The organism is Bacillus cereus group sp. BfR-BA-01524 (genome assembly GCF_022662595.1).
GTDB lineage: Bacteria > Bacillota > Bacilli > Bacillales > Bacillaceae_G > Bacillus_A > Bacillus_A thuringiensis_S.
Map to the genome: position 1 here is coordinate 1 of NZ_JAKUDW010000026.1, position 14,935 is coordinate 14,935.

Genomic DNA, 14,935 nt, shown 5'->3' on the forward strand with positions numbered 1-14,935 from the left:
TTTTGTTAGTAAGTTCTGTAAATCAAATAAATGCTCTCCGCTATAACATACTCCATTTTGTAAATCGATAACGATTAAAATATCTGCACAAGTATCCATTATTTTCATCCCTTTTTATTTCTTAATATATCAATTAACCCATTATTTAGAAATAGATGATATACCTTTATTTTTTATGAACCATAAAAAAGGAAGAAATTCAAATGAATATACTGAACCGCATAAAAAGAAGATATGAAAACCTAATCTCATATCTTCTTTTCTCTCTATGCATTTACAGGTTCTTCTACATAAGAAAGGGCATTTTCAAAATCGGATATTAAATCGTCAACATTTTCGAGACCAACTGATAACCGAAGTAATGAATTAGAGATTCCTCTTTCATCACGAGCTTCTTGCGACAGTGCTGCATGTGACATTTTAGCTGGATAGGAAAGAATTGACTCGACAGCTCCTAAACTAACTGCAAAAACAGGTAATTTTACTTTTGATAAAAATTGGCGGAGTGCATCTTCTGACTGCAAAGTAAATGATAAGACTGCTCCAGCTGATGTTGCTTGAGATTGTTGAATATCAAATCCGAGATGTGTTTGTAATCCCGGATAATAGACATTTTGTACTTTAACGTGCTCTTGTAAATAATGTGCAATTTTATTGGCATTTTTAGCTGAATGCTCGAGGCGTACATGCAATGTTTTTAGACCGCGAAGTACGAGAGAACAATCGTGAGGCCCTAAAATAGCACCGAATGCATTTTGTAAAAATCCAAGCTTTTGAGCGAGTTCTGCATCTTTTACGACTGCTAATCCGGCAGTAACATCACTATGACCAGCAATAAATTTTGTAGCACTATGAAGAACGACATCAGCTCCAAGTTCAAGTGGTTTTTGGAATAGTGGTGTCAAAAATGTATTATCAACAAAAGTAAGAGCGCCAATACATTTTGCGAGTTTAGAAACCTCGCGAATATCTGTCACTTTTAAAAGTGGGTTAGAAGGTGTTTCTACATAAAAGAGCTTTGTATTTGGTTTAATGTTTTGTTTTATTTCTTCTAAATTGGTCATATCAACAAATGTATGTGAAACACCGTAACGGGAGAGTACTTCAGTTATCACTCGGTAAGTGCCTCCGTATACATCTTCTGAAATGAGAACGTGATCCCCTTGTGAAAGAAGAAGAAATGCAGTGGAAATCGCTGCAATGCCTGATGCAAAGGCGAACCCCTTTGTTCCGCCCTCTAATAAAGCGATGATATCTTCAAGAGCTTCACGAGTTGGATTTCCTGACCTGCTATAGTCATATTTTCCGAACGTATCTACATCAAACTGGTGAAAAGTTGATGTGTTATAAATAGGAACGTTCACAGCGCCTGTTTGTGAGTCATGTTTATATTGGTTGTGTAGTAAGAGTGTATCTATAGAATAACTCATATTCTTACACCTTCTTTTACGAGTTTAATGGCTTGCTTTAAGTCTTGAATTAAATCGTTACTATTTTCAATGCCAACGGAGAATCGAAGAAGACGATTACATACACCGTTTGCTGTTCTAATTTCTTCAGGAATATCAGCATGTGTCTGCGTTGCTGGATAAGTCATTAAACTTTCTACACCACCGAGACTTTCGGCAAATGTAATTAAGGATAAAGATTGTAAGAATGGATTGATCCAAGCTTCATCTTTAAGGCGGAATGAAATCATGCCGCCTCTTCCTGGATAAAATACATCTGTCACCCCGTCTTCATCATTTAAATACGCAACAACTGCTTTCGCATTTTCTTCATGTTGTCTCATGCGAAGCGCTAACGTTTTCATACCGCGAATTAATAACCATGAGTCAAATGGGCTTAAGACCGCACCTGATGCATTATGATAATGGGCGATTTCCTCACAAAGTTCCTTTCCTTTTGCAACGACAAGTCCGCTTAGTACATCGTTATGCCCCCCTAAATATTTCGTTGCGCTATGAAGTACAATGTCGGCACCTTCTGTTAATGGTTGCTGTATATAAGGTGTGTAGAATGTGTTGTCTACAATAAGAAGTAGTCCGTGCCTTTTCGCTACAGTTGCGACAGCAGCAATATCAGTAACTTGCATTAATGGATTAGTTGGAGTTTCTATGAAAATAGCCTTCGTTTCAGTTGTGATAGCTTGCTCAATTTGTTTAATAGACTGTGTATTTACGTATCTACATCGAACATTCCACTTTTTTTCATGTTCAGAAAATAATCGATACGTTCCCCCGTATAAATCTTCAGATACAATAAGTTCGTCTCCAGAGCGGAATAGAGAAAGGACGAGGAGAACAGCTGCCATCCCTGAACTACAGGCATAACCTTGTTCGCCATATTCTAAGTCTGCGATCGCCTGTTCTAAAAGACCGCGAGTTGGATTGCCAGTTCGTGAATAGTCAAAGCCGGTAGATTTACCAATTCCTTCGTGACGATAAGCGGTTGAGAAATAAACTGGTGGATTAACCGTTCCTGTTGTAGTTTCACTGCGATTGCCGATTTGTGCTAGCTTTGTTTCGATTGTTGACATGTGAAAATTCCTCCTTTTTAAATTGAAACATTAACTGAATATAAAATAAAAAAAGCCTTCTAAGAAGAAGGCTTTCGGTTTGAATAGAGTCTTCTTCTCATCTGTCAAATCTTTCACAATTTGCTGGAATTAGCACCTTATTAACAAAATGTTAATGGTTGCTGAGGCGTCACAGGGCCAGTCCCTCTACCTCTCTAGATAAGAATGTTCGTATGAAATTTTTATTATGTTTTTAACTTTACAACAAAAGATAATTGAATTGCAACTCTATTTTAAATAATTTTTATTTTTCCGCAAGTGTCATTGACTTTTACTTTTGTGCATGCTAAATTTATTAAAAAATTAACAAACATTGTTAAAAGGGGAACGCATTTCCTTTTAGCTACATAAATAAAATAATAAAGACAACTCTTATTGAGAGCGGTGGAGGGAAAGGCCCTGTGAAACCCGGCAACCTTCAAACGAAATGTTTGAAACGGTGCTAATACCTGCAAAACGAATGTTTTGCATAATAAGAGGAGGAACGATTATGTCCCCCTCTTCAAAGTGAAGAGGGGGTTTTTATATTGATAGAAATGAGGGAGATTCGTGAAGTTACTAGATTTATTATCAAAAGGAATTGTAATAGGTGATGGTGCGGTTGGGACGTTATTGCATTCACATGGTTTGCAAAGTAGCTTTGAAGAATTGAATGTATCTGATCCAGACTTAATTATATCGATTCATAAACAATATGTAGCTGCTGGAGCAGATGTAATTCAAACGAATACGTATGGAGCAAATGAGGCGAAATTACGTATGTATGGCTTAGAAAATCAAGTTACAGAAATTAATAGAGCGGCAGTAAAGCTGGCGAAAGCATCTGTTACGGACAGAAATGCAATTTTAGGAACAATTGGTGGTATGAAACATATCGGAGCCGTTACAACGACTGATATGGAAAGGGAGTTTATGCTACTTGAACAGGCAGGGGCTTTACTAGAAGAACAAGTTGATGGATTACTATTAGAAACCTTTTACGATGAATTTGAATTACTGCATGCCGTTAAAGTATTGCGTAAGCAAACGAACATTCCAATTGTTGCTCAATTAGCGTTACATGAAGCAGGTACGACTCAAAATGGAAATGATGTCAATGAAATATTAAAGCAACTTATAGATTACGGTGCAAATGTTGTTGGATTGAATTGTCAACTAGGGCCGCTTCATATGACGGAGGCTTTCAAAATGATATCGATTCCGCAAAATGGCTATTTATCAGCATACCCAAATGCAGGTCTCCCGAATTATGTGGAGGGACGTTACGTATATGAGGGAAGCCCAGCTTATTTTGAGGCGATGACACCGAGATTTATTGAGCAAGGTATTCGGTTATTAGGTGGTTGTTGTGGTACGACTCCAGAACATATTCAAAGTATGAAGCGCGCTGTTGCGAATGTTACACCTGTAATAGAAAAAGACACTATTCAAAGGCCGAAAGTCGTTCATACGCATGAGAAACGTTCGAAGGCTCACGTCACTCTAGCAGAGAAAGCGAAAAAACAAACGACAGTTGTAGTGGAATTAGATCCACCGAAAACGTTAGATACACAGCGTTTTTTTGAAGGAGCAAGAGCGTTAAAAAGAGCGGGAGCAGATGCTATTACTCTAGCAGATAATTCATTAGCATCGCCTCGTATTTCTAATATGGCGATGGGTGCGTTATTAACGAAGCATGATATCCCGGTATTGACACATTTAACGTGTAGAGATCATAACGTCATTGGACTACAATCTCATTTGTTAGGTTTATCGGCGTTAGGGATGGAAGAAGTGTTAGCTTTGACTGGTGATCCAGCGCGCGTTGGTGATTTTCCCGGTGCAACTTCTGTATACGATTTGTCCTCTATTGAGCTCATTAAAATGATTAAAGAAATGAACGATGGACGTTCAATTTTAGGGAAATCAATTGGACCGGCGACAAGGTTTTCTGTAGGCGGCGCATTTAATCCTCACGTGAGGCACTTAAAAGCAGCGGTTAAGCGAATGGAACGAAAAATAGATGCTGGAGCGGAATATTTTTTAACTCAGCCAATTTACGATATCGCCTTAATTGAAGAAGTGTATGAAGCGACAAAGCATTTGGAACAACCTATTTTTATTGGAATTATGCCGTTAGTAAGTAAGCGGAATGCAGATTTTCTTCATTTTGAGGTACCGGGTATTACTCTTCCTGAAGAAATAAGAGAGAGAATGGATGGACACGAAACGAAAGAGGCAGCAATTGAGGAAGGGATTCGCATTTCGCAAGAATTGATCGACGCAGCGATGAAATATTTTAATGGTATTTATCTTATTACACCATTTTTAAAATATGAAATTACAGAACATCTTGTTAAATATGTAAGAGAAAAGCAAGAAGTGAAAGAAGGTATTAATTGATGAAGTGTATAGAAGAAAAATTACAAAATAGCATTTTAATATTAGATGGTGCAATGGGAACAATGATTCAGCAAGAGGATTTAACTGCTGAAGATTTCGGAGGAGAAGAGTACGAGGGCTGTAATGAATATTTAGTAGAAACAAGACCAGACGTTATTTTAAAGATTCATAAAGCTTATATTGAAGCTGGAGCGGATATTATTGAAACAAATACATTTGGAGCAACGAATATTGTACTAAGTGATTATGAGCTGTCTCATTTAGATGAAGAACTAAATGAAAAGGCAGCACTTTTGGCGAAGCAAGCTGTTAAAGAAAGCGGTAAGGAAGTATATGTTGCGGGAGCGATGGGACCAACAACGAAAGCAATTAGTGTTACTGGTGGTGTGACTTTTGAAGAATTGATTGAGGCTTATACAAGGCAGGCACGAGGATTATTAAAAGGAGAAGTTGATGTATTACTCGTTGAGACGAGTCAAGATATGCGTAACGTGAAAGCAGCTTATATTGGAATTCAAGCTGCTTTTGAAGAACTGAAAAAAACGGTTCCTATTATGATTTCAGGAACGATTGAGCCAATGGGAACGACTCTGGCTGGGCAAACAATTGAAGCTTTTTATTTATCAGTAGAACATATGAAACCATTATCTGTTGGGTTAAATTGTGCGACTGGTCCGGAGTTTATGAGGGATCATATTCGTTCACTATCTGATTTATCGGAGTGTTACATTTCTTGTTATCCAAATGCAGGTCTTCCTGATGAAGATGGACATTACCATGAGTCTCCATCTTCTCTTGCTGAAAAGGTGAAGCGATTTGCTGAAGAAGGATGGGTTAATATTATCGGTGGTTGTTGTGGCACAACACCAGAACATATAAGAGCAATGAAGGAAGCGCTAGCATCTCTTAAGCCTCGTGATCATCATGAGAGAGAAGGACATGGAATTAGTGGATTAGAGGCACTGCAATACGATGAGTCTATGAGACCGTTATTTGTAGGTGAAAGAACGAATGTTATTGGTTCACGTAAATTTAAACGATTAGTAGCAGAAGGGAAATTTGAAGAGGCTGCTGAAGTGGCAAGAGCACAAGTGAAGAAAAATGCTCATATTATTGATATTTGTATGGCAGATCCTGATCGTGATGAAATAGAAGATATGGAGAAATTTTTGACAGAAGTTACGAAAGTGTTAAAAGTACCGATTATGATTGATTCAACGGATGAAAATGTTATGGCAAGAGCACTTACTTATATTCAAGGAAAAGCTGTTATCAACTCTATTAATTTAGAAGATGGAGAAGAGCGTTTTGAAAAGGTAACACCGCTTCTTCGTAAGTATGGTGCTGCAATTGTAGTTGGTACAATCGATGAAGATGGTATGGCAGTAAGTGCTGAAAGAAAATTAGAAATTGCAAAAAGAAGTTACGAATTATTAACGACGAAATATGGGATACGCCCGTCAGATATTATTTTTGATGCACTTGTGTTTCCAGTAGGGACAGGTGATGAAGAATATATCGGTTCAGCGGCAGCGACTATAGAGGGGATTCGCCTTATTAAAGAAGCGTTACCAGAGTGTTTAACGATTTTAGGTGTAAGTAACATATCATTTGGTTTACCACCGGCTGGACGTGAAGTATTGAATTCCGTCTTTTTATATCATGCTACGAAGGCTGGATTAGATTACGCGATTGTTAATACGGAAAAATTAGAACGCTATGCGTCGATTCCAGAGGAAGAAAAACACCTTGCAGATGCATTACTGTTTGAAACGACGAAAGAGACGTTAGAAGAATTTACAAACTTTTACCGAGTCGCTAAAAAGAAAGATGTCGTTGTGCAAGAAACGTTAACGCTTGATGAACGACTAGCAAATTATATTGTAGAAGGTACGAAACAAGGATTACACGAGGATTTAAGTCTTGCACTTGAAGAAGGAAGAAAACCTCTTGATATTATTAACGGTCCGCTTATGACAGGGATGGATGAGGTAGGACGACTATTTAATAATAATGAACTTATTGTTGCTGAAGTATTGCAAAGTGCCGAAAGTATGAAAGCTGCTGTAAGTTATTTAGAGCCACATATGGAATCTAGCGATAGTGCAAAAAAAGGGAAAGTATTATTAGCAACTGTTAAAGGTGACGTACATGATATTGGGAAAAACCTCGTTGAAATTATTTTATCGAATAACGGATATGAGATTATTAATTTAGGAATCAATGTTCGCTCGGATCGAATTGTTCAAGAAGTACAAGAAAAGAAGCCTGACATTATAGGCCTTTCAGGTTTATTAGTAAAATCAGCGCAACAAATGGTAACGACTGCTGAAGATTTAAAAGCAGCAAATATTGATGTGCCCATTGTTGTAGGTGGTGCAGCGTTAACGAGAAAGTTTACAGATAATCGGATTTCACCATCATATAAAGGGCTCGTTTGTTATGCGAGTGATGCGATGACGGGGCTCGATATTATTAATAAGCTTCAAAAAGAAGAAGAGCGTGAGAAGATGAAACAGGATAAAAAAGAACGTCATCTTCATATCGTAAAAAAAGAGGAGAAGCAAGTAGAAATTCCAGCAGTAATTGAGCCATTACCGAAGGCTGAGGTTATGGTGCCTGATTCAACAAAACGAATTGTATTACGCGATATTCCGGCTCTTCATCTTGCTCCATTTTTAAATAGACAAATGTTACTTGGGCATCACCTTGGATTAAAAGGAAATGTGAAGAAGCTTTTGAAAGAGGGGGATAAGAGAGCACATGAATTAAATGATTTAATAGATGAATTATTGCAGGAAGGACAATCTTGGTTAAAGCCGAAAGCAGTGTATCAATTTTTCCCAGCGCAAAGCGACGGACAAAACATTGTAATATATGATCCAGAAGATCATACGCGTGTTATAGAGCGTTTCACATTCCCTAGACAAGGAAAGGCTCCCTATCGTACTTTAGGCGATTATTTGCGCCCAATTGGAGATGAGATGGACTATGTTGCTTTCTTATCTGTTACGGTTGGGGAAGGAGTTCGGGACATTGCTGAAGAGTGGAAGGCGAAAGGTGATTACTTACGTAGTCATGCCATTCAATCGTTAGCGCTTGAATTAGCAGAAGGACTTGCTGAAAAAACACATATGCTCATTCGTGACCGCTGGGGCATTCCGGACTCACCTGAACTGACGATGGAAGAACGTTTCCGTACGAAATATAGAGGAATACGCGTGTCATTTGGTTATCCGGCGTGTCCAGAACTTGCAGATCAAGAAAAGCTATTTCGCTTAATTCATCCAGAGGAAATAGGTATTTCATTAACAGAAGGATTCATGATGGAGCCAGAAGCTTCCGTAACGGCTATGGTATTTTCTCACCCTGAGGCAAGATATTTTAGTGTATTATAGTTTAGAAGGGGGAGACGTATGAAGAAGATAGTCTTTACAGGTGGCGGTTCGGCAGGACATGTAACACCTAATTTAGCCATTATCCCATATTTACAGGAAGACAACTGGGATATCTCTTATATTGGTTCTCATCAAGGTATTGAGAAAACGATTATAGAAAAGGAAGGCATTCCCTACTATAGTATTTCGAGTGGAAAGCTACGTCGTTATTTTGATTTGAAAAATATAAAAGATCCTTTTCTTGTAATGAAGGGTGTTATGGATGCGTATGTAAGGATTCGAAAACTAAAACCAGATGTGATTTTTTCAAAAGGCGGTTTCGTATCTGTACCAGTCGTAATTGGAGGATGGCTAAATAGAGTACCAGTTTTATTACATGAATCTGATATGACGCCAGGACTAGCAAATAAAATTGCGCTTCGTTTTGCTTCGAAAATATTTGTTACATTTGAAGAAGCAGCGAAACATTTACCGAAAGAAAAAGTAATATATACGGGATCTCCTGTACGTGAAGAAGTGCTGAAAGGAAATCGTGAAACAGGTTTAGCGTTTTTAGGTTTTTCACGTAAAAAGCCAGTTATTACGATTATGGGAGGCAGCTTGGGCGCGAAAAAAATTAATGATACGGCTCGAGAAGCATTACCAGAACTTCTTAAAAAGTATCAAATTGTTCACCTTTGCGGAAAAGGTAACCTTGATGAAAGTTTACAAAATAAAGAAGGATATAGACAATTTGAATATGTACATGGAGAACTGCCAGATATATTAGCGGTAACAGATTTTGTTATTTCACGCGCGGGCTCCAACGCAATTTTTGAATTTTTAACATTACAAAAGCCGATGGTTTTAATTCCATTATCGAAATTTGCAAGCCGTGGAGATCAAATATTAAATGCAGAGTCCTTTGAAAGGCAAGGGTATGCCTCCGTATTATATGAAGAAGATGTAACTGTAAAATCTCTTATAAAGTATGTCGAAGAATTGAATCAAAATAATGAGAAGTATAAAACAGCACTAAAAAAATATAATGGAAAAGAAGCAATTAAAACAATCATTCAAAATATTTCAGAGGCATGATGAAACAATCATGCCTCTTTTAGTAGGGTGAAAGATTCCAAGAATTGATATTTTTATGTTACAATAAAGTGAAACTTTAATCAGTTGGGGGCATCCTCCATCTAACTTCTTTGCTTTCACTGGAATTTGAGGAGGGGGTTTTACTGCCCTCAAATAGCGGGATAACAAATGGGTTAATAGGGAAATTCCAATTAATGAAGCGTGAAAATACGAATGGATTAGGAGTGACTGTGTTGGAGCTAAGTCTCTATGAAAATACTGCACTTATTATATGCTTTGTGTTGTACGTTGGTAGTGTTATTGTTTATATTTCAAGGAAATTTTCGCAAGAAAGAGAGCTTGAAAAATCAGAGATAACAGCTGAACTAGAAATGTTAGCTGATGAAAGTTATAAAAAACAAAAAATAAAAGAAGACCATGAAGCATCCCATCATTTAAACGCAAATAAGTTTTAAAGATGGGGATTTTTTTTGAAGTTGTTCTTTATTATAGCTATAACAAATAACGCTAAAAAGGAGTTTCCCGATACATAATGAAGGAGTGTATATAAATGAATTTTTATATCGCCTCAGGTTTCCAAAATAAACATCTTGTATGTTCCGTAGCAAAGGAACTGAAACATGCAGGATGGCACCATACATATGATTGGACCAAAAACGAAAGAGCAGTGAATCAAGAACAATTAAGAGAAATTGGTCAGGCAGAAAAAAATGCTGTAAAAGAAGCGGATGTGTTTTTACTTATATTAGATGGCGGAAACGGGAGCCATACAGAGTTTGGAATGGCGATTGCACTAGAGAAAACGATATATGTATATCATGCAGGAAACCCGCTCCAAACAACGTTCTATCACTTGCCAGAAATAAATATTTTTGAAGGAGATGTAGCTGAGTTTGCATCTTATGTTATGAATCATGTGAAATAATAGTAACTACCTAAAAGGTTATAAAAGTGATCTTTTGGGTACAGTGATGATAAGAAACGTATATAAAGGAGTACATAATATGAAATTAGAAAATGGATGGGAAACGAGCTTTTTAGAAGTCGTACAAAATAGTGAATTTAAGAAAGAGGCACTTCTTAGTCAATTGCTTTGTCAGGATAGTGAAGAAGTAGAAGAGCTTGTGGATGATTACGGCTACGAAGAACTTGTTGAACGTGAACATGATGATGAGTTAGCTGAAATCTTAGGAGAAGAACTTTTTAGTGAGATGGAACGCCAAGTATTCTTATCTTCAAACCCAGAAGAAAAACTTATTGCATTCGTCAATGGATTAGGTTTTCATGTGTTAGATTGGATCGTTCTTCTTGAAACAGAATTTGGCATTGATAGTGCAACCTTTACATCAGATGCTGTAAAGGTGTTAGAAAAGCGTTTCAGACAGTTTCCGTACATAGAGGACAATACAATTTTTGATATGACATTTGGAGAATCGATGGATGTATTAGAATCTGTTACAGGATTACAACTAAAGGAAAAGATGAACATATAATGAAAAAAGAACGTGATTGGATCACGTTCTTTTTTTACATAATAATAATTTTATCATCTAGTTTTGTCTGCCCGGTAAGAAGTGCGTTTAAATATTCCACTTTTCTTATACAAGCTTGTATATGTCTTTCAACCTCTTGTAACTCTGCTTGGTGATGTGTTTCAATTGGATGAATTTGTACGTTGAATTTTTCAAATTGACTACTATATGTTATTTCTGCATAGCCGCTCATAATATCGGTTTCGTTATGAAATAAAAATTGCCTCGTTTTGTCACAGAATGATACATCCTGAAAGCCATATACTTTTAATGCTTCAATTACTTTTTTAATCATCTTTGTATTCATTTTTTAACCCTCTTTACGAAGTTCTACTTATATATTATAACATAAAAAATTGCGTAGAAAGCGCTTCCAAGTGTATTTTATTATAAACTTTACGTTTCGATCACAAAAATGAAACAAAGAAAAAATAATTGTAAAGAAGGAAGGACTCTTTTATTGTTTCGTCATATATATAGAGAAATAGTGCAATGAAAGGAAATTTTCCGAGGTGGAGATCGTATTTCCAATTTGAGCGCAGTAAAAGAGGTGAGAATCTTGAACTTTGATATTGTAGGACAAAAAGCATATATAAAAGATGGACCGCATCGGAACCGAATTGGAATTGTAAAGAAAAACGAGACAAAATTAGCATCGCAGTTTGCTATTGTAATTGGAGAACAAATCATTGATGTAGAGCTAAAGGATATCGTGTTAGTTGGAGTAGACGTAGGACAATTTCATAAATGGTGCGAACAAAATGGTTATTTGTGAAAAGGACGGGCTGTGAGATAATGAAATATATTTGAGGAAAGAGGATATGTTATTGTATTCTCTTTTTCTATGTTTAAGGAGGCGAAAATGAAATATAAAGAACAGGAGTTTACGTTGGAGTTAAAAGAGAACATTCAATGTATGGAGAAGGAAATAGAGCGAATGCCACTTAAATTGTATAAAGAGTATTCGCATTTATACATAGAAAAAAACATGGAATTAGATATGGGATTTGCAAGAGAAAAAGAGAATCCCTTTGAGGTGGGTTATTATTCAACAGTTGCTATAGCTATATTAGATGAAGAAAAAGAGATGATTGAATTTCACTATATTACAATTTGGAAATGCGAAAGAATCTTTTTAGGAATGTCAATTCAATCAAACATTTTGGGGAGTAAGAAAGTAGGAGAACTTGTTGATGAATCTTGTTATGAGATTGAGGAAGAGTTAAAAGAGCAACTAGAAGAATACTTGGAGTGATAATTCTCAAGATAAAATCTATAAAGAGGGAACGGAATAAAAAAGACGCTAACAATTGTATGTTAGCGTCTTTTTTTCATTATGAAGCAATTTCATCAGTTTTTGTATCATCTTGATTGTACGTATCTTGATCTAATTCACCAAGCCATTTACTTGAAATAAGACCTGCTGTCATAGAACCACTTACGTTAAGAGCTGTACGACCCATATCGATTAATGGCTCAACCGAGATAACTAGAGCAACAATACCGATTGGTAAGTTCATTGTAGATAGTACGATTAAAGCTGCGAATGTTGCACCGCCACCAACTCCGGCAACACCGAATGAGCTAATAGCAACAACAGCGATTAAAGTTAAAATAAATTGTGGTTGTAATGGATCAATTCCTACAGTTGGAGCGACCATCATTGCAAGCATTGCTGGATAAATACCTGCGCAACCGTTTTGTCCGATAGATACTCCAAATGAAGCTGCGAAGTTTGCAATTCCTTCGGAGATACCAAGCTTTTCTTTTTGAGCTTCAATATTTAATGGCATCGCACCAGCACTAGAGCGAGATGTGAATGCAAATGTTAGTACAGGGAACACTTTTTTCAAATATTGAATTGGATTTAAACCAGACAATGCAATTAATAATAAGTGAATGATAAACATTACGATAAGTGCTACATAAGAGGCTAACACGAAGTTGCCAAGCTTTAAAATAGCATTTATATCGCTACCAGCAACTGTTTTTGCCATAAGAGCTAATACGCCGTATGGTGTAAGGCGTAAAATTAATGTTACCATACGCATTACGATTGCATATCCAGCATCAAGCATTTTCTTAAATAGCTCTGCTTGTTCTGGATATTTTCGTTTTACACCTATAAAGGCAATGCCGATAAAGGCTGCAAATATTACGACAGAAATTGTTGATGTTGGACGAGCGCCTGTTAAATCAAGAAACGGATTTGTAGGCAATAGCTCTAATAATTTATCTGGAATTGTTGTCTTTTCAATAGAAGTAAATCTTTCTTCAACTAGTTTCAGACGAGCAGATTCTGCATCACCTTGTTGCAAGCCTGTTGCAGATACATCAAATCCTGCACTTGCAGCGATACCGACAGCTGCAGCGATTCCTGTAGTAAGAATTAAAATTCCGATAATAAGACCACTAATTTTACCAAGGTTTTTCGTTAACTGTAATTTTGTAAATGCTGAAATAATAGATACTAAAATAAGTGGCATAACGATCATTTGAAGTAATTTCACATAACCGTTACCAATTAAGCCAAACCAAGTATTTGATTCAATAATTACTTTAGAAGTTGGCTCATAAATGAATTGTAATATAAGACCGAATAAAATTCCGACTCCTAAAGCGGTAAATACACGTTTATTAAAAGATACATGCTTACGTTGCATATAATATAATACGCCAACTAAGATGAGCATGACTGCAACGTTAATTCCGACAAGCAGTGTATTCATGTTGATTCCCCCTAATTCCAATCTGTTATATAGAATATAAGGTAATAAAACCTATAAGTCAACTAGGAAATTCCGGGATTAAAAAAAAGATGGCAAAATGCCATCTTTTAATGTCCAGCCCCAGGGACAAGTAAAAATGTCGTGTAGTATGTAAATCCTATGAAGAAAACAGTTAAATATGCCCCGAATACGTATATATACATACGCTCTGTTAATTTTAAATAGCTTAAAAGTACGAAGAAACCTGTTTGTCCTAAAAATAGTAGTGCAGCCTGTTGCATATCTCCTACGTAAAACATAACCGAGAAAATTCCAGTCCAAAAGCCGAGAACGCGAAACATGCGATCCATGCCATTTCCCTCCTTTTCTAGAAAAAGTAAAACCTCTTTTCATTATAGTTTATTTTTCTTACTATTGTAAATATTCGTTCATATAAAAAGAAGCCAATTATTATTGGCTTCTTTTTATATGAGAAATTAAATTGTTAGTTTATAATTACAAGATTTACATCCATCTAATAGACTATCATGTCGAGTTAATTCCATGTTAGGGAATAGGATTTCAAAAATTCCTTTCATCATATCTCCGTGCATGTTACAAATTTCAGTTGGATGATGAACAGCAACTTCTTTAAATGGACAATTGTGTACATCATAGAAAATTTTTGTTCCATCTGCACTTAATTCAAATGCAGGTGATAAGCCGGCTGTTGAGAAAGCTTCTTTTGCAATTTGAACTTTTTGCTCTACTGTTAAAGCATCTTCACTCACATTTAAACGTTGCATATGTTGTTGCATTAATTCGGCCCCGAATTGTTTTCCTGTTTCGTATAGCGCTTTTTCACCAGCAGCGCCAAGGCTAAGTAAAGAATTAAATGCTATTCTTGCTAACAATTGATAATCACGGAATGGAAATTGCAATTGAATAACATCTTCAGATAAGACATATAATCTGCTTGGTCTTCCGCCTTTTCCAGTTTTCTTTGTTTCCGATTTAAGCATATGAACATCTTCTAATTTAGATAAATGTAAACGTGCTACGTTTGGATGAATATCGAATTCATCTGCAATTTCTTGTACAGTTACGTAACTATGTTTTTGCGAAATATATTTATAAATGTAATAACGAGTTGGGTCAGCTAAAACACCTGTAATTTTTAAAGCTTGTTCCATGAGGATCTCCACCTTTATCACTTTATCCAAGATAATAACATTATAATACAGATAAACATGAGTATAG

The 14,935-nt window shown here is 36.3% G+C and carries 14 protein-coding genes, 1 pseudogene and 2 riboswitches; of the genes and pseudogenes, 8 read left to right on the top strand and 7 right to left on the bottom strand.

The features are described from left to right. The 3 genes and pseudogenes from MR170_RS11490 to metI form a co-directional block, all read right to left on the bottom strand. Positions 1-99 (bottom strand): annotated as a pseudogene (locus MR170_RS11490) (cysteine hydrolase family protein); the annotation flags it as partial. Positions 100-266: 167 nt separating this feature from the next. Next, on the bottom strand, positions 267-1,430 hold the full coding sequence (gene metC, locus MR170_RS11495; protein ID WP_242308302.1) for a cystathionine beta-lyase: 1,164 nt from the start codon (positions 1,428-1,430) through the stop codon (positions 267-269). Further along, positions 1,427-2,539 carry a cystathionine gamma-synthase/O-acetylhomoserine thiolyase gene (gene metI / locus MR170_RS11500; protein ID WP_000103889.1) on the bottom strand — a complete coding sequence of 371 codons (1,113 nt, stop codon included), beginning with the start codon at positions 2,537-2,539 and terminating at the stop codon, positions 1,427-1,429. Before metI ends, metC begins: the two co-directional genes overlap by 4 nt. Before the next feature lie 94 nt (positions 2,540-2,633). Continuing rightward, positions 2,634-2,744, bottom strand: a riboswitch (SAM riboswitch). Between the two features lie 203 nt (positions 2,745-2,947). Beyond that, positions 2,948-3,057: riboswitch (SAM riboswitch) on the top strand. 70 nt (positions 3,058-3,127) lie between these two features. Between metI and MR170_RS11505 the strand changes: the two genes are divergently transcribed. The 6 genes from MR170_RS11505 (at position 3,128) to MR170_RS11530 (ending at position 10,928) form a co-directional block, all read left to right on the top strand. After that, a complete protein-coding gene (locus MR170_RS11505; protein WP_016080281.1) occupies positions 3,128-4,960 on the top strand; it encodes a bifunctional homocysteine S-methyltransferase/methylenetetrahydrofolate reductase in 1,833 nt (610 codons plus the stop codon). Next, entirely contained in the window at positions 4,960-8,358 is a 3,399-nt protein-coding gene (metH, locus tag MR170_RS11510) for a methionine synthase (protein WP_242308304.1), read from the top strand. Before MR170_RS11505 ends, metH begins: the two co-directional genes overlap by 1 nt. 18 nt (positions 8,359-8,376) lie before the next feature. Further along, positions 8,377-9,435 (top strand): undecaprenyldiphospho-muramoylpentapeptide beta-N-acetylglucosaminyltransferase, encoded by a 1,059-nt coding sequence (gene murG, locus MR170_RS11515; RefSeq protein ID WP_000724780.1) that lies wholly within the window; start codon positions 8,377-8,379, stop codon positions 9,433-9,435. Positions 9,436-9,629: 194 nt separating this feature from the next. After that, entirely contained in the window at positions 9,630-9,890 is a 261-nt protein-coding gene (locus MR170_RS11520) for a DUF3966 domain-containing protein (RefSeq protein ID WP_000817964.1), read from the top strand. A gap of 95 nt (positions 9,891-9,985) precedes the next feature. Then, positions 9,986-10,360, top strand: coding sequence for a nucleoside 2-deoxyribosyltransferase (locus MR170_RS11525; RefSeq protein WP_242308306.1), 375 nt, complete (start codon positions 9,986-9,988; stop codon positions 10,358-10,360). 79 nt (positions 10,361-10,439) lie between these two features. Continuing rightward, positions 10,440-10,928, top strand: a complete 489-nt coding sequence (locus MR170_RS11530) for a hypothetical protein (protein ID WP_242308307.1) — start codon at positions 10,440-10,442, stop codon at positions 10,926-10,928. A 34-nt stretch (positions 10,929-10,962) separates the two neighbouring features. Here MR170_RS11530 and MR170_RS11535 read toward each other — a convergent pair whose 3' ends face one another. Further along, positions 10,963-11,274, bottom strand: a complete 312-nt coding sequence (locus MR170_RS11535; protein ID WP_001093240.1) for a hypothetical protein — start codon at positions 11,272-11,274, stop codon at positions 10,963-10,965. A 252-nt stretch (positions 11,275-11,526) separates the two neighbouring features. Between MR170_RS11535 and MR170_RS11540 the strand changes: the two genes are divergently transcribed. Both MR170_RS11540 and MR170_RS11545 read left to right on the top strand, forming a co-directional pair. Further along, a complete protein-coding gene (locus tag MR170_RS11540; RefSeq protein WP_001008326.1) occupies positions 11,527-11,742 on the top strand; it encodes a DUF3912 family protein in 216 nt (71 codons plus the stop codon). An 87-nt stretch (positions 11,743-11,829) separates the two neighbouring features. Next, positions 11,830-12,222, top strand: coding sequence for a hypothetical protein (locus MR170_RS11545; protein WP_242308308.1), 393 nt, complete (start codon positions 11,830-11,832; stop codon positions 12,220-12,222). A 79-nt stretch (positions 12,223-12,301) separates the two neighbouring features. On the opposite strand, the gene MR170_RS11550 is transcribed toward MR170_RS11545, so the two are convergent. From MR170_RS11550 to MR170_RS11560, 3 genes are all read right to left on the bottom strand, one after another. Continuing rightward, entirely contained in the window at positions 12,302-13,696 is a 1,395-nt protein-coding gene (locus MR170_RS11550; protein ID WP_242308309.1) for an L-cystine transporter, read from the bottom strand. A gap of 107 nt (positions 13,697-13,803) precedes the next feature. Continuing rightward, complete coding sequence (locus MR170_RS11555) at positions 13,804-14,046, bottom strand: DUF2626 domain-containing protein (protein WP_000375619.1); 243 nt, start codon at positions 14,044-14,046, stop codon at positions 13,804-13,806. A 126-nt stretch (positions 14,047-14,172) separates the two neighbouring features. Continuing rightward, complete coding sequence (locus MR170_RS11560; RefSeq protein ID WP_000434107.1) at positions 14,173-14,868, bottom strand: helix-turn-helix transcriptional regulator; 696 nt, start codon at positions 14,866-14,868, stop codon at positions 14,173-14,175. Positions 14,869-14,935: the final 67 nt, after the last annotated feature.